The organism is Mesorhizobium sp. AA22 (assembly GCF_001672375.2).
GTDB lineage: Bacteria > Pseudomonadota > Alphaproteobacteria > Rhizobiales > Rhizobiaceae > Mesorhizobium > Mesorhizobium wenxiniae.
This window is the reverse complement of sequence record NZ_CP048406.1, coordinates 148,362-173,822: the sequence shown is the minus strand read 5'-3', so window position 1 is coordinate 173,822 and position 25,461 is coordinate 148,362. Positions and strand designations below refer to the sequence as shown.

The following is a 25,461-nucleotide window of genomic DNA, read 5'->3' as shown; positions in this document are numbered from 1 at the left end:
TTCCGATCAAGCACCGCCTGTTCTGGAATGGTGAACTCGGCTTGAAGACGCGCCGTAGCCCGCCATTTGGTGAGGCTGGCGCCGCTAGCAAGCCGGAGCATTGGTCATGGATCTCGTCTTTTCCTCCACCAGAGAATTGGCTGCCGCGATCCGCGACCGCAAGATTTCCGCCGTGGAAGCGCTGGACGCGCATTTGGCTGAGATCGACAAGCAAAATGAGGCGGTCAACGCCGTCGTCACGCTCGACAGGGAAGGGGCTCGCGCTCGAGCGAAGAAAGCCGACGAAGCCCAGGCGCGCGGCGACGCTGTCGGGCCGCTGCACGGTGTGCCGTTCACGCTGAAGGACACGCACGAAACGGCAGGCATAAAGACCACGGTCGGCTTCCCGGCTTTTGCCGACTATGTGGCGAGAAAAGACAGCCCGGTCGTTCTCAGGTTGAAGGCGGCCGGCGGCGTGCTGGTCGGCAAGACAAATGTCGCAACGATGCTGGGCGACTGGCAGTCGAATAATCCGCTGTTTGGCCGCACCAGTAATCCCTGGGATCTATCGCGCACCGCCGGCGGCTCCAGCGGCGGCGCCGCGGCAGCGCTCAGCACCGGCATGACACCATTCGAGATCGGCACCGACATGCAGGATTCGATCCGCCTGCCCGCAGCCTTTTGCGGCGTCTACGGCCTCAAGCCGACCGAGCACCGCGTCTCCCTGGCCGGCGCCTTTCCCGATCCCACCGGTGCGCCGCGAAGCGTGCGGCTGATGTCCTGTATCGGTCCGCTGGCCCGCAACGTCGAAGATCTGGCGCTGATCCTGGGGATCATAGCAGGGCCGGATGGCAGCGACACAGATCTTGCGCCGGTTCCGGTCGAGGACATGCCAGAGGTTGATCTCAAGACCTTGCGCATCGCTTTCGCGCCGGCCTTTCCGGGTTTTCCGGTGGCCGGCGAGATCAGGGCCGCGGTCGAAAGTCTGGCCGAGCAACTCAAGTCTGCGGGGGCAGCCGTCGAGGAAGCAAGACTGCCGACGCTCGACCTGCATGACGATCTGAGGCAAGGCGGCGCGCTGATCGGCATGATGCTGGAGGCTGCGCAGCCGGAGCCGCCAGAAGAACTGGCGCCGGTCTCGCGCTGGTTCGAGGCGCTCGCCCGCCGCGACCAGTCAATTCTTGCCTGGCACCGTTTTTTCGAAGGTTGCGATGTCTTGCTTTGCCCCGTCGCCATGACCACGGCCTTCCCGCATTGTGAGCCGGGAACACCGGTCAAAGTCGATGACAGGGAGCAGAGCTACTGGATGCTGCCGGCCTATGGCGCAGTGTTCAACTACAGCGGCCAGCCGGCACTGTCGATGCCCTGCGGGCAGGACCGCGACGGCCTGCCCATCGGCCTGCAACTGGTCGGCCGCCGCTGGTCGGAAGCGCGGCTGCTCGGCGTCGCCAGGGCAATAGCGCTGCTGAGCGGCGGTTTTCGCCGTCCGCGCGGCTATTGAGCAAACCGCGTCAGCCCATACGGCTCAAGTAGCGGGTCGCGCGCGTCGTCGAGGATTTCCCGGGCGGCGAACAGGCCGACAGCTGGGGCCAGTGTGATGCCGGAATGCATGACCGCGACATAAAGGCCGCTCAGGCCTTCAGCCCGTCCGATGATCGGAAAGCCGTCGATCGGCGTCGGCCGATAGCCGACGGAGTGGAAATCCAGTTCCAGCCGGTCGGCGTCGCGCAGCATGCTCTTCATCGCCGCAAACAGCTCGCGACCGGTGGCTGCGGCATCCATTCCCGGATCGGCGCCGCCGAAATCCGAACCGGCGATGATGCGGCCCTCGGCAGTCTGGCGCATGTGCAGCCGATCGCCGATCACCAGGCCGTTGAGCAGCTTTTCGTAGGGGCGTGAATGGACGATCAGGCCGGGCGGCGTCTCGATCGGCAGTTTTAACCTGGCCGTCGCCGCAATTGCCGGAGAGCCGGCGCCCGCTGCGATCACCACCTCGTCGGCAGCGATCCGTCCGCCTGACAAATCCACGCCGGTAATCCTGCCATTGGTCTGCACCAACGCGGTCACGGCCGTTCCGCCCATCACCCGCAGGCCGCGCTGCTCGGCATCCACCAGCAGCGCCTGCGTGGCCGCGACCGGCTCGGCGACGCCCTCCTCTGCCACGTGAAGGGCGAAATCGGGAAGCTTGGTCAAATTGGGCTCTATACGTTCGGCTCCCATGCGGTCGACGCGCTCGATGCCGTAGCCCCAGGCAGAATGCTCGACTGCATAGGCTTCCAACTCGGCTGGCGGCAGGTCCCAGCACAGGCCGCCGCACCATTCCAACGGAATGCCGGGCACGTCATGCGCAAGCCGCGTCCATTCGGCCATCGAACGGGTACGCAGCCGGAAATACGGCTCTGGATTGCCCCAACTGGCATTGATCCAGGAAAAGGAATTCGGCGTGGCGACGCCGCCGGCGCCGCTGTCGGCAACCACCGTTACGTTCGCGCCGGCCTTCGCCAGATGCCAGGCGACAGACGCGCCGATGATGCCGGCGCCGACGACGATGACTTGCTTGGCTGCGCTCATGGATGATCCTTTGTCGAATCGGGTCTTCTGATGTCGTTGCGGCGACCCTATCTCAAGACCGGCCATCCGCCCAAAATTGTTCGACAGGCTGCAAAAGCGCTGCTAGAAGCCCGCGCACCATGGGATTCCATAAATTGGCTGAAGACATCACGAACGCGGTGGAGCGCCGCCGCACTTTCGCGATCATCGCGCATCCGGACGCCGGCAAGACGACGCTGACCGAAAAGCTGCTTTTGTTCGGCGGCGCCATCCAGCTTGCCGGCGAGGTCAAGGCCAAGAAGGATCGCATCCAGACCCGGTCGGACTGGATGAAGATCGAGCGCGAGCGCGGCATTTCGGTCGTCACCTCGGTGATGACCTTCGAGTATGAGGACAACGTCTTCAACCTGCTCGACACGCCCGGCCACGAGGATTTCGCCGACGATACCTATCGCACGCTGTCGGCAGTCGATGCGGCGGTCATGGTCATCGACGCCGCCAAGGGTATCGAGCCGCGCACGCTGAAACTGTTCGAGGTCTGCCGGCTGCGCGACATCCCGATCATCACCTTCGTCAACAAGATGGACCGCGAAAGCCGCGACCCGTTCGAAATCCTCGACGAGATCGAGCAGAAGCTGGCGCTGGACACCGCGCCGATCACCTGGCCGATCGGCCGCGGCAAAACCTTTTCCGGTACCTATCATCTGGCGCTGAACGCGGTACGCAAGGGCGACGCCGAGAAGGACCGCACGCCGGTCAACGGTCCCGATTCCAACCGCGTCGCCGGCCTGTTGCCGGAAAACGAGCGCGAAGGCTTTATCGAGGAGCTGGAGCTGGCGCGCGAAGCCTGCCGTCCGCTCGACATCGATTCCTTCCGCGAGGGTCATTTGACACCGGTCTATTTCGGTTCGGCGCTGCGCAATTACGGTGTGCGCGACCTGATCGAGGCGCTTGGCGCCTACGGGCCGCCGCCGCGCGCGCAGGAGGCAGATACCCGCAAGGTCGAGGCGACCGAGGACAAGATGACGTCGTTCGTCTTCAAGATTCAGGCCAACATGGATCCCAACCACCGCGACCGCATCGCCTTCGTCCGCGTCTGCTCGGGCAAGCTCGAGCGCGGCATGAAGGCCAAGCTGGTGCGCACGGGAAAACCGATGAGCCTGTCGGCGCCGCAATTCTTCTTCGCTCGCACCCGCGTCACCGCCGACGAGGCTTTCGCCGGCGACGTCGTCGGGATCCCCAATCACGGCACGCTGCGCATCGGCGACACGCTGACCGAGGGCGAGGAGATCCTGTTTCGCGGCGTGCCGAACTTCGCGCCGGAAATCCTGCGCCGGGTTCGCCTCGGCGACGCGATGAAGGCCAAGAAGCTGAAGGAAGCGCTGCACCAGATGGCCGAGGAAGGCGTCGTACAACTGTTCTCGCCGGAGGATGGTTCACCGGCCATCGTCGGCGTTGTCGGTGCACTGCAGCTCGACGTGCTGAAGGAGCGGCTGAACTTCGAATACACGCTGCCCGTGGATTTCGAGATGTCGCGCTTTTCCGTCTGCCGCTGGATATCGGCTGACGACAAGGCCGAGGTGCATCGCTTCATCGAGGCGCATCGCGGCGACATTGCCCGCGATCTCGACAACGACCCGGTGTTCCTGGCCCAGCACGCCTTTTCGCTCAACTACGAGGCCGAGCGCTGGAAAGCGATCCGCTTCGCCGCGGTCAAGGATTACCAGGTCCGCGACAAGGCGGCTTGAGCTGCGTCCCTTCCCCACTGGAGAAGGGAACGAGCGCGTTCGATCACCCCCTGGCCGCCTCTTCGATCTTGGCGATGTCGATTTTGGTCATCTGCATCATCGCCTGCATGACACGGCCGGCCTTTTCCGTGTCGGGGTCCTGCAGCAGCCTCGGCAACTGCTCGGGAACCACCTGCCAGGAGACGCCGAATTTGTCCTTCAGCCAGCTGCACTGGCTGGGCTCGCCACCGCCCTCGATGAGCCTGTCCCAGAAATAGTCGACCTCCTCCTGCGTCTTGCAGTCGATGGACAGCGAGACTGCCTCGGTGAACTTGAATTGCGGCCCGCCGTTGAGCGCCTGGAACTGAACGCCGTCGAGCTCGAAATTGGTTACCAGCACTTTGCCCTCACGATCGCCGCTGCCCTTGGGCCAGCGCATCACGCTTAGCACCTTCGAGTTCTTGAAGATGGAGATGTAATGGTTCATGGCCTCCTCGGCCTGGTCGTCGAACCACAGGCAGGGGGTGATCTTTTGCATTTGCTTGCTCCTCGGGCTGGTTTTTGTTGTCACTCGTAAAACGGCCGGCTGGCGATTGATGCCCGTCCGCGCCGTCTGCCCAAGGACGCTCGGGCAAAACATGATCCGACAGCACCTCTGACTTTTTTACTGCCTCGGCCGGCTTACCGTCTTGGCGCAAGATCCCGGCGCATCGCAAAACCGTGGCCAGACCAGACCGCGGCGTATATAACGCCGCTCAATTCCGGTTTTCCGCGCCTGTCCGGGCGCGGCGCAGACAGCAAGGACAGTCTATGCCCGCCTATCGCTCCCGCACCACCACCCATGGCCGCAACATGGCCGGCGCCCGCGGTCTGTGGCGCGCCACCGGTATGAAGGATTCCGATTTCGGCAAGCCGATCATCGCGGTGGTCAATTCCTTCACCCAGTTCGTGCCGGGCCACGTCCATCTCAAGGATCTCGGCCAGCTGGTCGCCCGCGAGATCGAAAAGGCCGGCGGCGTCGCCAAGGAGTTCAACACCATCGCTGTCGACGACGGCATCGCCATGGGTCATGACGGCATGCTCTATTCGCTGCCGTCGCGCGAGCTCATCGCCGACTCGGTCGAGTACATGGTCAATGCCCACTGTGCCGACGCGATGGTCTGCATCTCCAATTGCGACAAGATCACGCCGGGCATGCTGATGGCGTCGCTGCGTCTCAACATCCCGACCGTCTTCGTCTCCGGCGGGCCGATGGAAGCCGGCAAGGTGGTGCTCGCCGGCAAGGCGCAGGCGCTCGATCTCGTCGATGCCATGGTCGCGGCTGCTGACGACAAGGTCTCCGACGCGGACGTCAAGACCATCGAGCGCTCGGCCTGCCCGACCTGCGGCTCCTGCTCAGGCATGTTCACCGCCAATTCGATGAACTGCCTGACCGAGGCGCTCGGGCTTTCGCTGCCCGGCAACGGCTCGACGCTGGCCACCCATGCCCACCGCAAGCGGCTGTTCGTCGAGGCCGGCCATCTGATCGTCGATCTCGCCCAGCGCTACTACGAGCAGGACGACGCCACCGCGCTGCCGCGCAGCATCGCCTCGAAAGGCGCCTTCGAGAACGCCATGACGCTCGACATCGCCATGGGCGGCTCGACCAACACCGTGCTACACATCCTGGCTGCCGCGCATGAAGGCGAGATCGATTTTGATCAGGACGACATTGACGCACTGTCACGCAAGGTGCCGGTGTTATGCAAGGTTGCCCCCGCCAAGGCGGATGTGCACATGGAAGACGTCCACCGCGCCGGCGGGATCATGGCGATCCTCGGTCAGCTCGATAACGCCGGACTGATCAACCGCGACCTGCCGACCGTACATACGCGAACGCTCGGCGAAGCGCTCGACCATTGGGATATCTCGCGCACGTCAAGCCAGAATGTCCGCGACTTCTTTCTGGCGGCCCCGGGCGGCGTGCCGACGCAGGTCGCCTTTAGCCAGGATCGCCGCTGGGACGAACTCGATCTCGACCGGGAGAAGGGGGTCATCCGCTCGGCCCAACATCCTTTTTCCAAGGACGGTGGCCTTGCTGTGCTGAAGGGCAACCTTGCGCTGGACGGCTGCATCGTCAAGACCGCCGGCGTCGATGAATCGATCCTGAAATTCACCGGCCCGGCCAGGGTGTTCGAAAGCCAGGACGCCAGCGTCAAGGCGATCCTGTCCAACGAGGTCAAGGCCGGCGATGTCGTTGTTATCCGCTACGAAGGGCCACGCGGCGGCCCCGGCATGCAGGAAATGCTCTACCCGACCAGCTATTTGAAATCGAAGGGCCTCGGCAAAGCTTGCGCGCTGGTCACCGATGGCCGCTTTTCCGGCGGCACCTCCGGCCTGTCGATCGGCCATGCCTCTCCCGAGGCGGCGGAAGGCGGGCTGATCGGGCTGGTGCATGAGGGCGACACGATCGAGATCGATATCCCGAACCGCACCATCCGGCTTGCCGTCGACGATGCCGAACTGGCCGCCCGCCGCGCAGCGATGGAGGCCAAGGGAGCCGCCGCCTGGAAGCCAGAGGAAAAGCGCAAGCGCAAGGTGACGATGGCTTTGCGCGCCTATGCGTCAATGGCGACCAGTGCTGCCAAGGGTGCGGTAAGGTATGTGCCGGAATAGGTCGGCTTCTTCAAAGGGATGACGACAGATGACTTTTGATCTTATCGTCCGCGGCGGCATGCTGCCCGACGGCACGATCGCCGATATCGGCATCATCGGCGAGACGATCGCGGCCATCGAGCCCGAGCTGAACGTTACCGCGGGCACGGCGATCGACGCCCATGGCAATCTGGTCTCGCCGCCTTTCGTGGATCCGCATTTTCACATGGACGCCACGCTCTCGCTGGGCATCCCGCGCATCAACGCGTCGGGCACACTGCTGGAAGGCATTTCGCTGTGGGGCGAACTGAAGCCGCTGTTGACGCACGAAGCGGTGCGCGAGCGCGCGCTCGCCTATTGCGACTGGGCGGTGTCCATGGGCCTGCTCGCCATCCGTACCCATGTCGATGTCTGCGATACCAGGCTGCTGGCGGTCGAAGCCCTGCTCGATGTGAAGAAGACGGTCGCGCCCTATATCGACCTGCAACTGGTCGCCTTCCCGCAGGATGGGTTTTATCGCTCGCCGACGGCGCGCGATAACACCATCCGGGCGCTCGACATGGGTGTAGACATCGTCGGCGGCATTCCACATTTCGAGCGCACCATGGCCGATGGCACGCGTTCGGTGACGGAACTGTGCGAAATCGCGGCAAAGCGCGGCCTGATGGTCGACCTGCATTGCGACGAGACCGATGATCCGCTGTCGCGCCATATCGAACAACTAGCCTATGAGACGCAACGCCTCGGCTTGCAGGGCAGGGTCGCCGGCTCGCATCTCACTTCGATGCACTCGATGGACAATTACTATGTCTCGAAGCTGTTGCCGCTGATCGCCGAGGCAGGCGTCTCGGCGATCCCCAATCCGCTGATCAACATCATGCTGCAGGGCCGCCACGACACATTCCCCAAACGCCGCGGCCTGACGCGGGTCAAGGAAATGCTTGCCCACGGCATCCGCGTCGGCTGGGGACAGGATTGCGTGCTCGACCCCTGGTATTCGCTGGGCACCGCCGACATGCTCGACGTCGCCTTCATGGGCCTTCACGTCGCCCAGATGTCGAGCCCGGCCGACATGGCGCGCTGCTTCGACATGGTCACCAACGTCAACGCCGCCATCATGGGCCTCGACCATCTCGGCCTGGCGGTTGGCAAGCGCGCCAGCCTCGTCGTGCTCGATGCCGGCGATCCGGTCGAGGCCTTGCGCCTGCGCCCCGAGCGCCTCTGCGTCATCGCCAGGGGCAAGGTGGTGGCCGAGCGGGCCAGGCAGGAAACGCGGCTTTCGATCGCCGGACGGCCGGGAACAGTGAACCGCAGGCATCGCCGCCCACTTCACGACCAATAATTGGCAGGCCCGATAAGATGTTTGAGCCTGCATCAGGCCGCACACGTCGATCAGATTGATAGGTCCTGATCTTAAGTCTACAGTCAGTCTCAACTTTTATGGTGAGGAGGACACGATGTGGCACAAGACGGCGATGGTGGTCGCGTTGGCGGCGACCTGTGCAGGTTGCATGACGGCCGAAGACCGTCGTGCCGCGGACGAGGCGAAATGCCGGTCCTATGGCTTCGTCAGGAAGAATGATGCCTTCGCCGAATGTCTGCAGCGCATCGATCTGGCGCGCCGCGCTGAGTTGAGAAGTGTGTCGGTTTTCGATCCCTGGGACCGGCCGGTGATCTATCGTCCGGTCATCGTTCGGCCACGGCCAAAGTAAGCCGTTCCGATCTTCCGTACAGGCCCAGCCGATTTCCAGTCGCTGGTCCGGCCGGGGTTCCCGATTTCCGCTCGTCAAAGCGGCTGCTTGCGTCTACGACGCTGCTTACCGAGCTTTCATGCGGGAGGAAGCGATATCGGCATGGCACAGCCACCAGCCCAGAATTCGACGATCAGGAACGTGCTTTTGGCCGGCATTCTGCTGATGCTGGCCGGCGATTTCCTGTTTGCGTTGAACGATGCGATGGGCAAATGGCTGGTCGCCAGCTTTTCCGTCGGCCAGGTCATCCTGATCCGTTCCATCGGCGCTTTTTTCGTGCTCGGCCCGATGATCGCGCGTCAAGGTACGGCCAGGCTGTTCCGCATGGAGCGCCTGGAACTGCAGGTCTTGCGCGTCGTCATGACGACCCTCGACACGGCGCTGTTCTACGCCGCCGTCGTCTATCTGCCGCTCGCCGACGTCATGAGCTTCTACATGGCCGGACCGATCTACGTGGCGGCGCTGTCGCACCTGTTGCTCGGTGAAAAGGTCGGCTGGCGCCGCTGGATGGCGATCCTGGTCGGCTTCTGCGGCGTGCTGATAATGCTCAAACCGTCCTCGGCCGCGTTTTCGCTGTCGTCGACCTTCGCGCTGGCCGGAAGCATTTCATTCGCCTTCGCCATCATCCTCAACCGGCGGTTGCGCGGCACCAGCGACACCTCGTTGGTTACGTGGCAAACCATCGGCACATTGCTGGTCGGCGGGTTTCTCACCATCGGCAACTGGCAGACGCCGTCCTCGCTCGATTTCGGCGCCATGCTGCTTCTTGGCATCGTCTCCTGCGGTGCGCATCTGATGATCACCAGGGCGCTGAAGCTGGCCCCCGCCTCGACGCTGGCGCCCCTGCATTACAGCCTGCTGCTGTGGGCCGTCATCTTCGGGCTGGCCTTCTTCGGCGACATGCCCGGGCCGCGCATCCTGATCGGCTCGGGCATTATCGTGCTGGCCGGCCTGTTCATCTTCCATCGCCAGAAGGTGGTCGACACTGTGCCGCCGGAAAACGTGCCGAAAGGCGTCAACTAATGCATGTCGCCCAAAAGTGCGCAGCGGTTTTGGGGCCACGACATCCATAAAAACAAGAACTTAAAGCACACCGCGTGAATCCCATCACGTGGCGTGCTTTAAGGTTCCAGATTTCTGGCGCCTAACCCACGCGCACCGCCGCCAGATGCCTTGAGAAGTCGGTCGTCTCCATCAGCGCCCTGCAGCGCGAAAAGCGACCGTCGGCATAGGCGCGGAAATCGTCGGCCGGATTGCTGTTGGCGAGCTGAATCAGCCCCCACAGCGTCCACAAGAGATCGCACATCGCCTTGTAGATGACGATGCGGCCGCGCTCCGCCGGCGTTGGCTCGCCACCGAAATAGGCGCCCATCATCTCTTCCTCCTGCGCCGTATCAAACTGTCCTTCGACGCTGAGGTCGCCGAGATCCCAAAGCGGGTCGTTCATGCCGGAATATTCCCAGTCGACGATCCACATCCTGTCGCCCGTATCGAGGAAGTTTTCGCACAGCGGATCGCAGTGGCAGGCGACGAGAGGCAGGGGATGCGCGGCAAGCGCCGAGCGCACGGTTTCCGCCTCGATAACGACGTCGTGGTAACCGGCAGGCAGGGCGACGTCCTTGGTCGACAACACCTTCAGATAGTCGTCGATCATCGCAAACAGCTCGAAGCGGAAGGGAAACACCGCGCCGGATGTATGCAATCTGCGGAAGGCCTTGCCGGCGCGCGCCGGACTGCCCGGCCGGGTCTTGAATTTTTCCGGCGACATCGTCTCGGCGCCGGCGATGAAGCGCGTCACCATCACACCTGTTTCGCCGTCGACATGCAGCAGCTCGGGGCTGACGCCGGCCTTGGCGGCTTCCCGCGCCGCCACCGCCTCGTTGGCGCGGTTGATATACTCCTCGGTGCCTTTGCCGGGAATCCGCAGGCAGACATCTCCAGCCCTGAAGACGAGGTTGGTGAGACCGCCAAGCCGCTCCAAGGGTCCCTCGTAACCGGCCAGCCCCGGAATGGCTGCAAGCGCCGCACGTGCTTCCTCGTCCACCATCGCTTCCGCCCTCTTCGCGTCTTTATTTGTGGCCACGACGGTTCCACAAATTTCGCCGTTTGGCTATCATCAGCGGCATGCGATTCACTCCAGCGCCGCACGGTCCTGTCGGACGCGGAAGGACGCTGCTGCACTTTGATTTTGCGGACGGGACTGCGATGGCGGACAGGAAAAATGAAGGCGCGCTCGCCGCGGCCTATGCAGCGAAGCGGCCTGAAGAAGTGGCGACGCTCTACGACCGCTGGTCCGACACCTACGACGCCGACATGTCGGCGGTCGGTTATCGCCATCCGACCATCTGCCTCGCCCTGCTTGCCCGCCACTTGCCGCGCGGCGCGGCACCGCTCCTCGATGCCGGTGCCGGCACCGGGCTCATCGGCGAGTGGCTGAAGATCGCCGGCTATCCGCAGGTCGAGGCACTCGACATCTCGGCGGGCATGCTGGCCAAAGCGGAGCGCAAGGGCGTCTATTCGGCGCTTCACTGCCTGGCGCTCGGCGGCCCGCTGCCTTTCGCCGATAATGCCTATGCCGGGATCATATCGGCCGGCGTCTTCACCTCGGGCCATGTCGGCGCCGAGGGGCTCGACGAACTGATCCGCATTTGCCGGCCGGGCGGGATAATCGTGCTGACGGTCAAGAACACGCTGTGGGATGCGGGTTTTGCCGCGCGGATCGCCGACCTCGATGCGAAGGGCGTCGTCACACGTGCCGAGGAGACGTCGCCCTATGTCTCCATGCCGGGCGAGGCGGACACCGTGCCGAGCCGCGGCCTCGTTCTGCGCGTGAACTGATCATTCTTCCATTCCCCTCGTTAAGGTTCCCGTGCGCTCGATGACACCAAAAGTGATACTGCTGGCGAAGCCAATTTGGCCGCGGCTAGACAATTGACAGCCCGAGTTTACAAGCAACATGTTGCCCCCGAACTGGGCTTATTTCCGACTTCGCCAGCAGTATCAAAAGTGCCCAAGAGCCGACCTCCTTTACGCCTCCGGGGAAGTCAGGCGGCTTGCAGCCGTCGGTGAAGGTGCGTCAACGCCGGCGTCTGTCCGACATTTCATTGGATTATCCTCCTCAGCACTGCCTTCACAGGGCCGGGCAGGAACCTGCTCAATCGCGACCGCAGACCTCTCGACCTTCTGCGCGACACTCCGGTAATGCACGGGAGCTGCTCGATATACTCTGGCCTTTCGGGGCGATCGATCTCGGGCGATGCGTCCGTAATGGGCGAGGAGAGCAGTGGCTGACTCCGCCCTTTGATAGCAACCAGGGTGATGCGATCCCTCCAGACGACATGCCTGTCCCCTTCTGCAGCCAGCGGCCAGTTGGGATTATGATACTCGTACGGGTTCAAGCACTCGTAGACGGACGTGAAGCCCACGTGTCGGAGTAGGTTGCAGAGCGATGCACGCGTGAAGAGGAAGGCCTTCGGGTTGTCGAGCGAGTTCCAGAGCGCTGCCAGCTTCTCCTCGGAGGTCGCATCAGTATCGTGTTCCTTGCCATACCTGCCCCAGTAGGTCTTCCCCTTCCAAGTGTACGACGCTTCGTCGCTGAGGCTGATATGGGTATCGATTATTGATATCTTTCCGCAAACCTTCGAGATTCTCTCCACGAAGTCCATGACGTCCGGAGCATCCAAGTGGTAAAGGATCCCCAAACATAGAACAACATCGAAACGACCATGGCGCTCCTCGTCGAGGTTGCGCACGTCATTTAGGGCGAGTTCGAGGTTGTCCAGGGAGAGTACTTCCTTAGCGAAGTGCACCTTCTCAAGGTTCGCCTCCCGACCCTCGATGGCGAGCACATCGGCCCCATGGAGCGCGAACTCGATCCCGTATTGCCCCTCGAGACACGCCAGGTCCAGAACGCGAAGCTTCTCCAACGGCTTCCCCGCAAGATCTGCAGCGATCTGCACGAAGCGCCTCAATCGGGCGTCCCAGTGCGGCTCATCGAACGTGTCAATTTGATCGGCCAGATGGATGGAACCTGCCGTCCAGGGGCCGAACCTTTCGATAATCTTCTGCTTTTTCTCCTTGATTTCGTTTATTTGCATATTGTGCCTCGTCATAGAAAGACAGTCTCGAACGTGTAGAATCCAGGTGAAACGCTAGACAAGTTTCAGGAAAAGTGAATAGCGTGTTGTCTCAGTAACCCTAGAGCGGTTCTCGATCTGACGTACGGACTCAAGCTCAGTGCTTATAGGCGCCGGTTTTGCCGCGCGGATCGCCGACCTCGAGACGAAGCGCGTCGTCACGCGTGCCGAGGAGACGTCGCCCTATGTCTCCATGCCGGGCGAGGCGTACACCGTGCCGAGCCGCGGCCTCGTTCTGCGCGTGAGCTGATCTAGGCTCTGATTCTTGCTCCCGCCGGATCGTAAAGCGGCTCGAGATGGATTTTTGCCGGCGTCCGCTCCATCGCCACCACCAGCTCGTAGTCGCCGGAGGTGAGGAAATCGTCGCTGACGCCATCGGCGTTGCGCACATAGCCGTAGCCGATGTTCTTGCCGACCGTGTAGCCATAGCCGCCGCTGGTCAGGTAGCCGACCGGCTCGTTATTGCGCAGGATCGTTTCGCGCCCGAGCAGCACGATCTCGCAATCTGCGACCGTGAAGCCGGCAAAGCGTTTTTTCGGTGTGCCGCCGCTGATGCTTTCCAGAGCCCGCCTGCCAAGGAAATCCGTGTTCTTTCTGAGTTTCACCGCCCAGCCGAGGCCGGCCTCCTGCGGCGTGTCATTGGGCGTGATGTCGGAGCCCCAGGCGCGGTAGGCTTTTTCCAACCGCAGCGATTCCAGCGCCCGGTAGCCGACCGGGCGAATGCCGTGCTTCTCGCCCGCCGCCATCAGCGCGTCGAAGATTTCGCCCGTCGCCGCGATCGGCACATGCAGCTCCCAGCCGAGCTCGCCGACATAGGTGACGCGCAGCGCCCGAACTGTGTGGCCGGCGATGGAGATTTCCCGCACATGTCCGAACGGGAAAGCGGTGTTCGACACGTCCGCATCGGTCACCGCAGCCAGCACGTCGCGGGCGCGCGGCCCCATCAGCGAAAGCGTGCCGAAATCCTCGGTGACATCGGTGAGCGTCACGTCGAGCTCGTTGCCGACATGGTCGCCGATCCACGAGAAATCATGCGTCCTAAAACCGGTGCCGGTGACGACGAAGAATCGTTCTTCGCCGAGCCGCGCCACGGTCAAGTCGGCCTCGATACCGCCGCGCGTGTTGAGAAGCTGCGTGTAGGTGAGCCGGCCGACCGGCTTGGCGACGTCGTTGGCGCAGATCCAGTCGAGCGCCTTCAGCGCATCCGCACCGGTCATTTCGTATTTGGCGAAGGACGACTGGTCGAAGATACCGACGTTCTCGCGCACGTGCCGGTGCTCGTCGCCGACCGGCGCGAACCAGTTTTGCCGGCCCATCGAATAGATGTCCTTCGGCTCGACGCCTTCGGGCGCAAACCAGTTCGGCCGCTCCCAACCGAGTTTGGAGCCGAACACGGCGCGGTGCTTTTGCAGCCGTTCATAGAGCGGCGACACGATCCGCGGCCGGCCCGTGACATACTCCTCATGCGGGAAGCCGATCGTGTAGTGCTTGCCATAGGCTTCCAGCGTGCGGTCGCGGACCCATTGCCGGTCGCGGTGCAGGTCGGAAAAGCGTCTGATATCGACCACCCACAGATCGAGCGGCGCCTCGCCGTCGACCGCCCATTGCGCCAGCACCCAGCCGGCGCCGCCGCCCGCCGCGATGCCGAAGGCGTTGAAGCCGGCGCCGACGAACATGTTGACGCATTCGGGCGCCACGCCGAGAATGAAATTGCCGTCCGGCGTAAAACTCTCCGGCCCGTTGATCATCTGCTTGACGCCGACGTTTTCGAGCGCCGGAACCCGCGCGATCGCTTGGTTCATATGCTGCTCGAAATGATCATAATCGTCGTCGAACAGCCGGAACTCCCAGTCATCAGGGACATCGCCGCCGGGAAGATCGGTCGTCCAGGCTTGCGGGTTCGGCTCATAGCCGCCCATCACCAGCCCGCCGACCTCCTCCTTGAAATAAATGCGGCGGTCGGGGTCGCGGATCGTCGGCGCATCGGTCGCCAACCCGTCTATTCTTTCGGTGACGATATACTGGTGCTTCACCGGCTGCAGCGGCACGTTGATGCCGGCAAGGGCGCCTACCTGCCGCGCCCATTGCCCGGCGCAGTTCACCACCTTGCCGCAGGCGATATCGCCCTTGTTGGTCTTTACCGCGGTGATGCGGCCATCCTTCATGTCGAAGCCGGTAACGCGGACATCCTCGAACAGTCTGGCGCCATGCATGCGCGCGCCTTTGGCCAGCGATTGCGTGATGTCGGAAGGGCTTGCCTGCCCGTCGGTCGGCAGCCAACTGGCGCCGACGAGATCGCTGGCCTCCAGCAGAGGCCACATTGTCTTGACCTCGGCCGGTGACAGCAACTGCATATCCATGCCGAAGCTTTTCGCCGTCGTCGCCAGCCTCTTATACTCGATCCAGCGGTCGGCATTGGTAGCGAGCCTGAGGCACCCGGTCATCTTCCAGCCGGTGGCCAGCCCGGTTTCGGCTTCCAGCCCCTTGTAGAGATCGACCGAATATTTGAGCACGCCGGTGATAGAGGCCGAAGACCGCAACTGGCCGACCAGCCCCGCCGCATGCCATGTGGAGCCCGAAGTCAGTTTGCCCTGTTCCAAAAGCACGACATCGGCCTTGTGGTCACGCGCCAGATGATAGGCCGTTGAACAGCCGATGATGCCGCCGCCGATGACGACGATCTCGGCGTGAGCGGGCAATGTCATGATTTCTGTCCGTATTTCGTTCGGTAGTTTTCCAGCGCGGCATCGAGCCGCGTCAGGTTTTCGTCGGTATAGGCAACGTAGTCGATGCCGGGCGCGTCGAGATAAAGTTCGGAAACCATGCTCCACATCGCCTCGCGCAGCAGCGATGCGCATTGCATGGCCGCATGCGAGCGGCGGATCGCCTCGTCCGGCTCCTTCATGAAATAGGCAGTCAGGAAGGCGAAGGACTCCTCGTCGTTCATGCTGGCGTTCGAGGCGACGCCGGCGAGGTCGAACATCGCCGTGTTGAAGCCGGCATATTCAAAGTCGATCAGCCACAGTCTATGGCCGTCGTCGAGAATATTTGCCGGCAAGAGATCGTTGTGGCCAAAGACGATCGGCAGCAGTTTCTGCGCCCGTTCGAGTTCGTCCGCTAGCGTCAGCAGCCGCGGCAACTCGCTTCGCATGCGGCTGCCGGCTTCCTCCAGCGTGCGCGCATAGTCGCGGATGACATGGAACACCCAGAACATGAAGCCGGCGCCGGAGACATGATTGGGCATCTCCCGATGGAAGCCGCGCATCAGGGCGGCGACGCGGCCGATATTGGCGCGTACGTCTTCCGCGACATAGGTCTTGGCGCCGAGAAATTCCGTCACCAAGATCCCGGGCTCGGAATGGTGGACTGCAGGCGCGAAGCCGGCGGCGTGCGCCGCGCGCGCGGTCATCACCTCGCGCTCGCGAAAGACGTGATGGAATGGAAAGTCCTGGCCAAAGCGCACGACATGCCGCCCAGCTCCGTCCTTGACCAGATAGTTGGCGTTGCTCAGGCCGCCCGGCAGCGGCGCGATCTCGATGCTGCCGGTCCAGCAGGGCAGGGCGCGGATGCGGTCCTCGGCGGTCACAGGTTCATCCCTCGTTGGGCGGGGTTCAAGACGCCGCGGGCGAGACAAAGATGGCGGCCGGCAGGAGGGGGCAATGCGAAAATCTCGTCGGTGCGGGATGCCAGGATCGGTATCCCGCACCGCACCGACGAGCCCCTGTGCCGGGTTCTTCGACACCGGCATCCGCCCCCGCGGATTCGAAACAGTCCTTTTCCCTTACGTCAGACGATTTTCCAGACGTTCGGGCAGGCGAAATTTGGTGCGGCTCTGCCATCGTTCTCCCGTGGCAGTTCCGAGCCTGTCACGAGCCAGTGTCACGCCATGTGATCCGGCCTGTCAACGAAAACTTGTGGCTTTTTCTGCCTTCTTGCCCGAATCCTTTAGGATTCCTTATAAACTGTGGCCGATTTGCGTTAGAACCGGTCAGCAGCGCAACAACCCGATTGGGCGAACCCAATGATCCATTCGAAGCGGCATGGCGAAATCCTGCGTCTCCTGCAGGAAGAGGGCACCGTCACCATCGCCAGCCTGGCCGACCGGCTGGGCGTCTCGCTGGAGACCGTGCGCCGCGACGTCAAGCCGCTGACCACTGACGGTTCGATCCTGAAGATGCATGGCGCCGTCGGCCTGCCGTCGATGGCCGGCGAGGCGCCATTCGAGCGGCGCATGCGCGAGAATGCCGATGCCAAGCGCGCCATTGCCCGCATGGTTGCCGCAACCATCCGCGACGGCGAATCGATCATGCTCGACACCGGCACCACCACATCTTTCCTAGCCCGCGAGCTGCTCGGCCACCGGCGGTTGACGGTGGTCACCAACTCTTCGGATATCGCCCGCACGCTGGCCACCGTCAACGGCAACAAGGTCTATATGGCCGGCGGCGAACTGCGCAGCGATTCGGGCGCCGCCTTCGGCGTCTCGGCCATCGAATTCGTCAGCCGCTTTTCCGTCAGCCATGCGGTGATCTCCACCGGTGCGGTCGATGCCGTCACGGGCGTGATGGACTATGATCTGGAAGAGGCGGAATTCGCCCGCATGGTGCTGTCGCGCGGCCAGCGCTCGCTCGTCATCACCGACCACACCAAGTTCGGCCGCCAAGGCCTCGTCCAGGTCTGCGGCCTCGACGGTTTTTCCGAACTCGTCACCGATCGGCCGCCGCCGCGCGCCATCGCCTCCGCCCTTGGGCAAGCGGGCGCACGGCTCAGCATTGCCGGTGACGATAGCGGGACCTGACCTGGCCAGAGCAGTAAAGCGGTGAGCCTGAGATCGGCGGCTTTTCTTCCTTGCCGTCCCGGTGTTTAGTTCGGCGATGGCCTTCACAATCCGCCAATTGCAATTCTTCATCGCCGTCGCCGAGCAAGGCACGGTGTCGGGTGCTGCGCAGAATCTGTCCATCTCGCAATCGTCGGTCACCGAGGCGATCAAGGAGCTCGAAGGCGATCTCGGCGTCGAACTGTTCGAGCGCCATCCGCGCGGCCTGAACATCACCCACAAGGGCCATCAGTTCCTGCGCCACGCGACAAAGATACTTGCCGACGTTTCCGACGCGCGCCGCGCCTTCTTCGGCGAGCAAGCGGCGGCGGGCGGCCGGCTGCAACTCGGTGTCACTTCGCTGGTCGCCGGCTATGTGCTGTCGGACCTTCTCGCCCGCTATCGCCGCGCCTATCCGGGCGTTGAGATTTCGGCCATCGAGGACAATGGCGATTACCTCGAACATCTGCTGATCGGCGGCAAGCTCGACATCGCCGTCATGGTCACCTCGAACCTGCGCGACCGCACCGCCCTGCAGTCCGAAATTCTCGAAGTCTCGGCCTATCGGCTATGGCTGCCGCTTGGCCATCCGCTGTCTGGCGCCGACATCATCGGCATTGGCGATATCGCCTCGGAGCCGCTGATCATGCTGACCGTCGACGAGATCGAGGAGAATACCGGAAAACTGCTGGCGGCGATCGGCGCTAAGCCGCACGTCGCCTTCCGCACCCGCTCGGTCGAAGCGGTGCGCAGCCTCGTCGCTACCGGCGCCGGCGTGGCGCTGCTGCCCGACCTCGTCTACCGGCCATGGTCGCTCGAAGGCGACCGCATCGAATCGCGCGATATTTCGGGCTCCTTGCCGGTTGTTCAGGTCGGCACCGTCTGGCGGCGCGGCTCCGGCCTGCCCCAGGCCGCGCGCGACTTCATCGGGCTTGCACAGTCGCAGCGCATGGTCCGTCAGCGGCCGGAGAAGATTGGTCGTTAATCTATCGGAAAAACCGATATCGCCTTTCTGATAAATGAATTTGCGAAACCGGAAATTTCACAGCACTTTCACAATCAGGGACCAAAGCCGCCGCGAGAGTGCGGCCCCTCAAATGGGAGATCGATGATGAACTCGTTCCTGAAGTCGTGCACTGCATTGACGGTCGCGCTGGCCTTCTCCGGCCAGGCGATCGCCCAAGTCAAGGAACTCGGCAAGGGCGAAGGCCAGGTCAACATTGTCGCCTGGCCTGGTTACATCGAACGCGGCGAAACCGACAAGAACTATAATTGGGTCACGTCTTTCGAGAAGAACACAGGCTGCAAGGTCAACATCAAGACCGCCAACACCTCCGACGAGATGGTCGCGCTGATGAATGAGGGCGGCTTCGACCTCGTCACCGCCTCGGGCGACGCTTCGCTGCGCCTCGTCGCCGGCAAGCGGGTCCAGCCGATCAACACCGATCTCATCCCGAGCTGGAGCACGGTCGACGACCGGCTGAAGGATGCGCCGTGGTTCACGGTTGGCGGCGTCCACTACGGGGCCCCCTACCAGTGGGGACCGAATGTGCTGATGTACAACACGGAGGTGTTCAAGGAAGCGCCGAAGAGCTGGAACGTCGTCTTCGAGGAGATGACCTTGCCTGACGGCAAGTCGAACAAGGGCCGCGTCCAGGCCTATGACGGGCCGATTCACATCGCCGACGCTGCCAATTATCTGATGTTCCACAAGCCGGAGCTCGGCATCAAGGATCCCTACGAGCTGACCGAGGATCAGTACAAGGCCGCCCTCGATCTGCTGCGCGTCCAACGCACGCTGGTCGGACGCTACTGGCATGACGCTGCCATTCAGGTCGATGACTTCCAGAACGAAGGCGTCGTCGCCTCCGGTTCATGGCCCTATCAGGTCAACACGCTGATTGCCGCCAAGAAGCCCGTCGCTTCGACCATTCCCCAGGAAGGCGTCACCGGCTGGGCCGACACGACCATGTTGGCGGCCGACGCAGCCCACCCGAACTGCGCCTATATGTGGATGGAGCACTCGCTGTCGCCGAAAGTGCAGGGCGATGTCTCCGCCTGGTTCGGTTCGCTCCCGGTGGTGCCGGCTGCCTGCAAGGGCAACGAATTGCTCGGCGATGAAGGCTGCAAGACCAACGGCTACGGCAACTTCGAAAAAATCAAGTTCTGGAAGACGCCGGTGTCGAAGTGCGCCACCCAGGACCAGTGCGTGCCTTACTATCGCTGGGTGTCGGACTATATCGGCGTCATCGGCGGGCGGTGAGTTCGTCACGCTCGTTGTGAGAGCGCAGCCCTGCCCTCACCCTTACCCTCTCCCCGTGAAGAACGGGGAGAGGGGGATCGCGAGCGTTGCGGCTAGCCCCTTCTCCGTCACTATACGGGGAGAAGGTGCCGGCAGGCGGATGAGGGGCAGCGGCGTCGCCTGAATTTGATCAGCCTGGGACAGCCCATGACCTCCGCCGTTTCGTTCGCCAGAGTCTCGCGCCATTTCGGCAGCGTGCGCGCCGTCGACGTGGTCGACCTCGATATCGCGCCGGGCGAGTTCTTCGCCATGCTTGGACCTTCGGGTTCCGGCAAGACGACCTGCCTGCGGTTAATCGCCGGCTTCGAGCAGCCGACATCGGGGTCGATTTCCATTTTCGGCGAACGCGCCGAAGGCGTCCCGCCCTATCGCCGCAACGTCAACACCGTCTTCCAGGACTACGCGCTGTTCCCGCATCTGAACGTGCTCGACAACGTCGCTTACGGCCTGATGGTCAAGGGCGTCGGCAAGCCCGAGCGGCAGAAGGCGGCGGAGGAGGCGCTCTCGCTGGTCCGGCTTCCCGGCTACGGCGCCCGCCGTCCCAGCCAGCTTTCTGGCGGACAGCGCCAGCGCGTCGCGCTCGCCCGCGCGCTGGTCAACCAGCCCAAGGTGCTTCTGCTCGATGAGCCGCTTGGCGCGCTCGACCTCAAACTGCGCGAGAACATGCAGGAGGAGCTGAAGTCGCTGCAGAAGGCGCTCGGCATCACCTTCGTCTTCGTCACCCACGACCAGGGCGAGGCGCTGTCGATGGCCGATCGCGTCGCCGTCTTCAACGACGGCAAGATCATGCAGATCGGCACGCCGGAGGACATCTACCAGCGCCCGAAGACGCGCTTCGTCGCCGATTTCGTCGGCTCGTCCAATGTGCTGCCGCCGGATTTCGTCCAGCGTTATTCCGGCCAGCATCGCTGGGGCAGCCTGCGCCCTGAATCCATTCGCATCGGCCGGGCGGCGAAGGGCGATGGCGTTGCCGCTCGTCTCGTCTCGACCAATTATCTCGGCGCCACGACCAGACTGGCGCTCGACGTCGACGGCTTGCGCCTGCACGCCATCGTGCCGGCCGGTGCCGCCTTGCCGAAGGCAGGTGAGGCAGTCGTGCTCACCTTCAACCGCGACCATTTGCATTTGATGGACGAGCCGGGATGATGGCGGTGAGGAAAGTCTTGGCTGACGGGTCAAGTGAGGCGCTCCACGGCGCCCCCCTCTGTCCTGCCGGACATCTCCCCCACAAGGGGGGAGATCGGACGTCACACCGGCTTTCGCCAATCGCCTACGCTGAAAGAATGAGCGAGACGCCGAAGCTGCCAATCTCCCCCCAAGTGGGGGAGATGTCCGGCAGGACAGAGGGGGGCGCGAAGGATCGCGGCCTCTCGTATATCCTCCGCCAAGACAGAGCGGCGTCATGACAATCGTCGCGCTCAACCCCAATCCCGCGCCCGCCATCCTGTCAGGAAGCGGCGGCTTGCGCGGCGCGCTGTCGGACCTGTTTTGGCGCAGGCCCAAGTTCCTGCTGCTGTTGATGCTGCTGCCGCCGGTGCTGTGGCTCGGCATCGTCTATATCGGCTCGCTGTTCGCACTGCTCTTGCAGAGTTTTTTCTCGATCGACGAATTCTCCGGCCTCGTCAACCGTGAATTCACGCTGAAGACCTATGGCGATCTGCTGCAGGCCGCAAATCTCGACATCATCTTGCGCACGGTGACGATGGCGGCCCTGGTCACGTTCGCCTCCGCGATCGTCGCCTTTCCCATCGCCTATTACGCGGCGCGCTATGCGCGCGGCCGCTGGAAGGCGCTGTTCTATCTCGGCATCATGCTGCCGCTGTGGTCGAGCTATCTGGTCAAGATTTACGCCTGGAAGCTCATCCTCGCCAAGGAAGGCATCCTGACCTGGCTGCTCGCCAAACTGCATCTTCTATGGCTGCTCGATGCCTGGCTGTCGCTGCCGATCGTCGGCGGTAATTCCCTGTCAGTGTCGTCCACCGGCACCTTCATCGTCTTCGTCTACGTCTGGCTGCCCTTCATGATCCTGCCGGTGCAGGCGGCACTCGAGCGCGTGCCCGGCAATCTGGTCGAGGCCTCGTCCGATCTCGGGGCCTCGCCCGGCCAGACCTTCCGCAACGTGCTGTTCCCGCTGGCGCTCCCGGGCATCGTCGCCGGCTCGATCTTCACCTTCTCGCTGACGCTCGGAGATTACATCATCCCGCAGATCATCGGCACCTCGCGGCTGTTCATCGGCCAGGCCGTCTATTCGCAGCAGGGCACCGCCGGCAACATCCCGCTCGCCGCCGCCTTCACCGTGGTGCCCATCGTCATCATGGGCTTCTACCTCTGGGGCGCCAAGCGCATGGGGGCCTTCGATGCGCTCTGATGGCTCACCATCCGCTCCTCTCGGCCTGAAGATCGCCGCTGCCTGCGGCTTGCTGTTCCTGCATCTGCCGATATTCCTGATCTTCATCTATGCCTTCACGACCGAGGAAAGGAGCTTCGTCTGGCCGCCGCCGGGGCTGACGACGCAATGGTTCGCCGTCACCTGGAACCGCCCGGACGTGTGGCAGTCGCTGTCGCTGTCGGTGCGTGTCGCCGCTATCTCGACGCTCGTCGCCCTGGTCCTCGGCACGCTCTGCGCGGCCGCCGTGTCGCGAACACGGTTCTTTGGCCGCGAAACCATCTCGCTGCTGGTCATCCTGCCGATCGCGCTGCCCGGCATCATCACCGGCATCGCGCTGCGTTCAGCCTTTTCGCTGGCCGAGATTCCGTTCTCGTTCTGGACGATCGTGCTCGGCCACGCCACCTTCTGCGTCGTCGTTGTCTACAACAACGCTGTCGCCCGTTTTCGCCGCACCTCCGGCTCGATGATCGAGGCATCGATGGACCTTGGCGCCGACGGCTTCCAGACCTTCCGCCATGTCGTGCTGCCTAACATCGCCACCGCCCTGCTCGCCGGCGGCATGCTTGCCTTCGCGCTGTCGTTCGACGAGGTTATCGTCACCACCTTCACCGCCGGCCAGCAGCAGACGCTGCCGATCTGGATGCTGGAAGAGCTGATCCGTCCGCGCCAGCGCCCGGTCACCAATGTCGTCGCCATGGTCGTCGTGCTGGTGACGCTGCTGCCCATCCTCGTCGCGTATTACCTCACCCGCGACGGCGACCAGATCGCCGGTTCGGGCAAATGACGTCAAGAATCCATAAGGGAGAGACTTCCATGGACACCAAGATGCTGATCGGCTCGAAATTCGAGAAGGGCACCGAAACCGAGGAGCCAATCCTCAATCCGAAGACCGGGGCGACCATCCTCAACCTGCCCGAAGCGAGCCAGGCGCAGATCGAGGCAGCGGTGCTGGCGGCCGAAAAGGCCTTCGTCACCTGGTCGCGCACCACTCCGGCGCAGCGCTCCGGTTATCTCCTAAAAATCGCCGATCGCGTCGAGGCCGCGGCACAAGATTTCGCTGCCCTCGAGGCGCTCAATTGTGGCAAGCCAATCAATGCCGTGCTCAACGACGAGATCCCGGCGATCGTCGACTGTTACCGCTTCTTTGCCGGCGCTGTCCGCTCGATGCCCGGCCAGATCGCCGGCGAATACATCCCCGGTCACACTTCGATGGTCCGCCGCGATGCCATCGGCGTCGTCGCCTCGATCGCGCCATGGAACTATCCGCTGATGATGATGGCCTGGAAGCTGGCGCCGGCGATTGCCGGCGGCAACACCGTCGTCTTCAAGCCGTCGGAGCAGACGCCGCTGACCTCGCTGAAGCTGGCGAAGATCCTCGCTGAAATCCTGCCGGAAGGTGTCGTCAACGTTGTGCTCGGCCGCGGCGACAGCGTCGGCAACACGCTGATCAATCACCCGAAAGTCAACATGATTTCGATCACCGGCGACGTCGCCACCGGCAAGAAGGTGCTGCAGGCGGCAGCCAAATCGGTCAAGCGCACGCATCTCGAACTCGGCGGCAAGGCGCCGGTCATCGTCTTCGAAGATGCCGACCTCGGCGCGGTGATCAATGGCCTGCGCGCCTTCGGCTACTACAATGCCGGCCAGGACTGCACTGCCGCCTGCCGCATCTATGCCGGCAAGAAGATCTACGACAAGCTCGTCGCCGACCTTTCCTCCGCCGTCTCGACCATCAAATACAACCGCTCCGACGACACCGAGAACGAGATCGGGCCGCTCATCTCACGTCGCCAGCGCGACCGCGTCTCGAGCTTCGTCGAGCGCGCCTCGGAACTGAAGCACATCGAGATCACCACCGGCGGCAAGCCGGGCGAGGGCTCCGGCTTCTTCTACCAGCCAACCGTCGTCGCCGGCGCGCTGCAGGAAGACGAGATCGTGCGCCGCGAAGTATTCGGGCCGGTTGTCTCCGTTACCCGCTTTTCCGAGGTCGACGAGGCGGTGAACTGGGCCAATGACAGCGACTATGGCCTCGCGTCCTCGGTGTGGACTAAGGATGTCTCGCGCGCCATGGCGACAGCCGCTCGGTTGCAATATGGCTGCACCTGGATCAACACCCATTTCATGCTGACCAATGAGATGCCGCATGGCGGGCTGAAACAGTCCGGCTACGGCAAGGACATGTCACTATATGCCTTGGAAGACTACACGGCCGTCCGCCATGTGATGGTTGCGCATGGCTAGCGCCTTTTCCCTTCTCCCCGTTTACGGCCGTTTACGGGGAGAAGGTGGCCCGAAGGGCCGGATGAGGGGCAGCACAAGCTTCTGTCAACTTGGCGCGCCCAACATCTGCCTGCCGGCATCTTCTCCCCGTAAAACGGGGAGAAGACCGCTACTCCACAATGCGATAGATGTTCCACAGGCTGGTGCCCGACACGACATAGGGCTCCATCTCCTTGCCCCATTTGACCTGCGCGTCGATCTTGCCGATCTTGGCGAAGAACGCCTCCAGCTGGGCGAGGCTTTCGACCTCATGGTGTGACTCGACCGTCGCCTCCCGCGCGCCGATCGATCCGGTCATGATCCGGAATTCCAGGTCGGCGATGCCGACTTGCGAACCGATCTCGTGTTCCCACTTTTTCAGGAGTTCGAGCACGGTCTGCTTGTGTCCGAACTTGGCATCGATCTGCCATCTGGCACTGAACATCTGTCTTCTCCTCCATGATCGCGGTTGAGTCCGCGGTTGATTACTCGTCCCAGGCCTGGACGACGGTCTGCCGCGCGATCCGGCCGTCCTTCAGCTCCAGCATCGCCGCGCAGAACACCTTGGTGCCGTCCGGGTAGCTGCAAGCCTGGGTGAAGGCGAGGTTGTCGCCGTCGACGATGGTGGTGTCGACCGTGTGGGTCATCGCCCGGCTGCAGATGTCGTCCCAGAATGTAGTGATCGCCGCGCGCCCATGGATTTCGCGTGGCTTGCTCGGCGGGTTGTTGCGGTCGATCACCCGCACCAGCGCGTCGTCGGCATAGAAGCTCGCCAGCATCTTTCCGTCACGGCCTTCGATCGCCTTCTTGATAGCCGCGCCATCCACGGCTTGAGTCTTGGTCAGCATTTTCTCCTCCATGTGCCCGCCTTTGGCATCGGGCGATTGATGATCAAAAGCGCCCGACGCTCATCGCCGG

General features: G+C 63.1%; 22 protein-coding genes and 1 pseudogene. 15 read left to right on the top strand and 8 right to left on the bottom strand.

What is annotated here, in order from left to right:
- Positions 1-106 precede the first annotated feature (106 nt).
- Positions 107-1,480, top strand: a complete 1,374-nt coding sequence (locus A9K68_RS00795) for an amidase (RefSeq protein ID WP_065006146.1) — start codon at positions 107-109, stop codon at positions 1,478-1,480.
- On the opposite strand, the gene A9K68_RS00790 is transcribed toward A9K68_RS00795, so the two are convergent.
- On the bottom strand, positions 1,474-2,550 hold the full coding sequence (locus A9K68_RS00790; protein ID WP_065006145.1) for an FAD-binding oxidoreductase: 1,077 nt from the start codon (positions 2,548-2,550) through the stop codon (positions 1,474-1,476). The two genes, A9K68_RS00795 and A9K68_RS00790, sit on opposite strands and share 7 nt — an antisense overlap.
- 134 nt (positions 2,551-2,684) lie before the next feature.
- On the opposite strand from A9K68_RS00790, the gene A9K68_RS00785 reads away from it, so the two are divergent.
- Positions 2,685-4,277 (top strand): peptide chain release factor 3, encoded by a 1,593-nt coding sequence (locus A9K68_RS00785; RefSeq protein ID WP_065005997.1) that lies wholly within the window; start codon positions 2,685-2,687, stop codon positions 4,275-4,277.
- 43 nt (positions 4,278-4,320) lie between these two features.
- Here A9K68_RS00785 and A9K68_RS00780 read toward each other — a convergent pair whose 3' ends face one another.
- A complete protein-coding gene (locus A9K68_RS00780; RefSeq protein ID WP_065005996.1) occupies positions 4,321-4,794 on the bottom strand; it encodes a VOC family protein in 474 nt (157 codons plus the stop codon).
- A gap of 272 nt (positions 4,795-5,066) precedes the next feature.
- On the opposite strand from A9K68_RS00780, the gene ilvD reads away from it, so the two are divergent.
- The 4 genes from ilvD (at position 5,067) to A9K68_RS00760 (ending at position 9,664) form a co-directional block, all read left to right on the top strand.
- On the top strand, positions 5,067-6,911 hold the full coding sequence (gene ilvD / locus A9K68_RS00775; protein WP_065005995.1) for a dihydroxy-acid dehydratase: 1,845 nt from the start codon (positions 5,067-5,069) through the stop codon (positions 6,909-6,911).
- Positions 6,912-6,939: 28 nt separating this feature from the next.
- Positions 6,940-8,232 carry an amidohydrolase family protein gene (locus A9K68_RS00770; protein WP_065005994.1) on the top strand — a complete coding sequence of 431 codons (1,293 nt, stop codon included), beginning with the start codon at positions 6,940-6,942 and terminating at the stop codon, positions 8,230-8,232.
- A gap of 115 nt (positions 8,233-8,347) precedes the next feature.
- Positions 8,348-8,602 (top strand): hypothetical protein, encoded by a 255-nt coding sequence (locus A9K68_RS00765; RefSeq protein WP_065005993.1) that lies wholly within the window; start codon positions 8,348-8,350, stop codon positions 8,600-8,602.
- Between the two features lie 141 nt (positions 8,603-8,743).
- Positions 8,744-9,664 (top strand): DMT family transporter, encoded by a 921-nt coding sequence (locus A9K68_RS00760; protein WP_065005992.1) that lies wholly within the window; start codon positions 8,744-8,746, stop codon positions 9,662-9,664.
- Positions 9,665-9,785: 121 nt separating this feature from the next.
- On the opposite strand, the gene A9K68_RS00755 is transcribed toward A9K68_RS00760, so the two are convergent.
- Entirely contained in the window at positions 9,786-10,688 is a 903-nt protein-coding gene (locus tag A9K68_RS00755; protein ID WP_065006144.1) for a phosphotransferase family protein, read from the bottom strand.
- 158 nt (positions 10,689-10,846) lie between these two features.
- Between A9K68_RS00755 and A9K68_RS00750 the strand changes: the two genes are divergently transcribed.
- Positions 10,847-11,479 (top strand): methyltransferase domain-containing protein, encoded by a 633-nt coding sequence (locus A9K68_RS00750; RefSeq protein WP_065005991.1) that lies wholly within the window; start codon positions 10,847-10,849, stop codon positions 11,477-11,479.
- Between the two features lie 263 nt (positions 11,480-11,742).
- Here A9K68_RS00750 and A9K68_RS00745 read toward each other — a convergent pair whose 3' ends face one another.
- Positions 11,743-12,738: a methyltransferase domain-containing protein gene (locus A9K68_RS00745; protein WP_082982110.1), complete on the bottom strand. Its 996-nt coding sequence runs from the start codon at positions 12,736-12,738 to the stop codon at positions 11,743-11,745.
- 154 nt (positions 12,739-12,892) lie between these two features.
- Here A9K68_RS00745 and A9K68_RS00740 point away from each other — a divergent pair.
- Positions 12,893-13,027: pseudogene (locus A9K68_RS00740) on the top strand (SAM-dependent methyltransferase); the annotation flags it as partial.
- 1 nt (position 13,028) lies between these two features.
- On the opposite strand, the gene A9K68_RS00735 reads toward A9K68_RS00740, so the two are convergent.
- Together A9K68_RS00735 and A9K68_RS00730 are read right to left on the bottom strand one after the other, a co-directional pair.
- Positions 13,029-15,482 carry an FAD-dependent oxidoreductase gene (locus tag A9K68_RS00735; RefSeq protein WP_065005989.1) on the bottom strand — a complete coding sequence of 818 codons (2,454 nt, stop codon included), beginning with the start codon at positions 15,480-15,482 and terminating at the stop codon, positions 13,029-13,031.
- Complete coding sequence (locus A9K68_RS00730) at positions 15,479-16,363, bottom strand: phosphotransferase family protein (RefSeq protein WP_065005988.1); 885 nt, start codon at positions 16,361-16,363, stop codon at positions 15,479-15,481. The genes A9K68_RS00735 and A9K68_RS00730 overlap by 4 nt, the downstream gene beginning before the upstream one ends.
- A gap of 435 nt (positions 16,364-16,798) precedes the next feature.
- Between A9K68_RS00730 and A9K68_RS00725 the strand changes: the two genes are divergently transcribed.
- From A9K68_RS00725 to A9K68_RS00695, 7 genes are all read left to right on the top strand, one after another.
- On the top strand, positions 16,799-17,575 hold the full coding sequence (locus A9K68_RS00725; protein ID WP_065005987.1) for a DeoR/GlpR family DNA-binding transcription regulator: 777 nt from the start codon (positions 16,799-16,801) through the stop codon (positions 17,573-17,575).
- Positions 17,576-17,651: 76 nt separating this feature from the next.
- A complete protein-coding gene (locus A9K68_RS00720) occupies positions 17,652-18,578 on the top strand; it encodes a LysR substrate-binding domain-containing protein (protein ID WP_065005986.1) in 927 nt (308 codons plus the stop codon).
- Positions 18,579-18,704: 126 nt separating this feature from the next.
- The gene (locus A9K68_RS00715; RefSeq protein ID WP_065006143.1) at positions 18,705-19,856 is read left to right on the top strand and encodes an ABC transporter substrate-binding protein; all 1,152 of its coding nucleotides are present in this window, start codon (positions 18,705-18,707) and stop codon (positions 19,854-19,856) included.
- A gap of 186 nt (positions 19,857-20,042) precedes the next feature.
- Positions 20,043-21,041, top strand: a complete 999-nt coding sequence (locus A9K68_RS00710; RefSeq protein WP_065005985.1) for an ABC transporter ATP-binding protein — start codon at positions 20,043-20,045, stop codon at positions 21,039-21,041.
- 256 nt (positions 21,042-21,297) lie between these two features.
- Entirely contained in the window at positions 21,298-22,263 is a 966-nt protein-coding gene (locus tag A9K68_RS00705; RefSeq protein ID WP_065005984.1) for an ABC transporter permease, read from the top strand.
- Positions 22,253-23,068 carry an ABC transporter permease gene (locus A9K68_RS00700; RefSeq protein WP_065005983.1) on the top strand — a complete coding sequence of 272 codons (816 nt, stop codon included), beginning with the start codon at positions 22,253-22,255 and terminating at the stop codon, positions 23,066-23,068. The genes A9K68_RS00705 and A9K68_RS00700 overlap by 11 nt, the downstream gene beginning before the upstream one ends.
- A gap of 29 nt (positions 23,069-23,097) precedes the next feature.
- Entirely contained in the window at positions 23,098-24,525 is a 1,428-nt protein-coding gene (locus A9K68_RS00695) for a gamma-aminobutyraldehyde dehydrogenase (protein ID WP_065005982.1), read from the top strand.
- A gap of 148 nt (positions 24,526-24,673) precedes the next feature.
- On the opposite strand, the gene A9K68_RS00690 is transcribed toward A9K68_RS00695, so the two are convergent.
- The gene (locus tag A9K68_RS00690; RefSeq protein WP_065005981.1) at positions 24,674-24,988 is read right to left on the bottom strand and encodes a hypothetical protein; all 315 of its coding nucleotides are present in this window, start codon (positions 24,986-24,988) and stop codon (positions 24,674-24,676) included.
- A 40-nt stretch (positions 24,989-25,028) separates the two neighbouring features.
- Positions 25,029-25,391, bottom strand: coding sequence for a nuclear transport factor 2 family protein (locus A9K68_RS00685; RefSeq protein WP_065006141.1), 363 nt, complete (start codon positions 25,389-25,391; stop codon positions 25,029-25,031).
- Positions 25,392-25,461 lie beyond the last annotated feature (70 nt).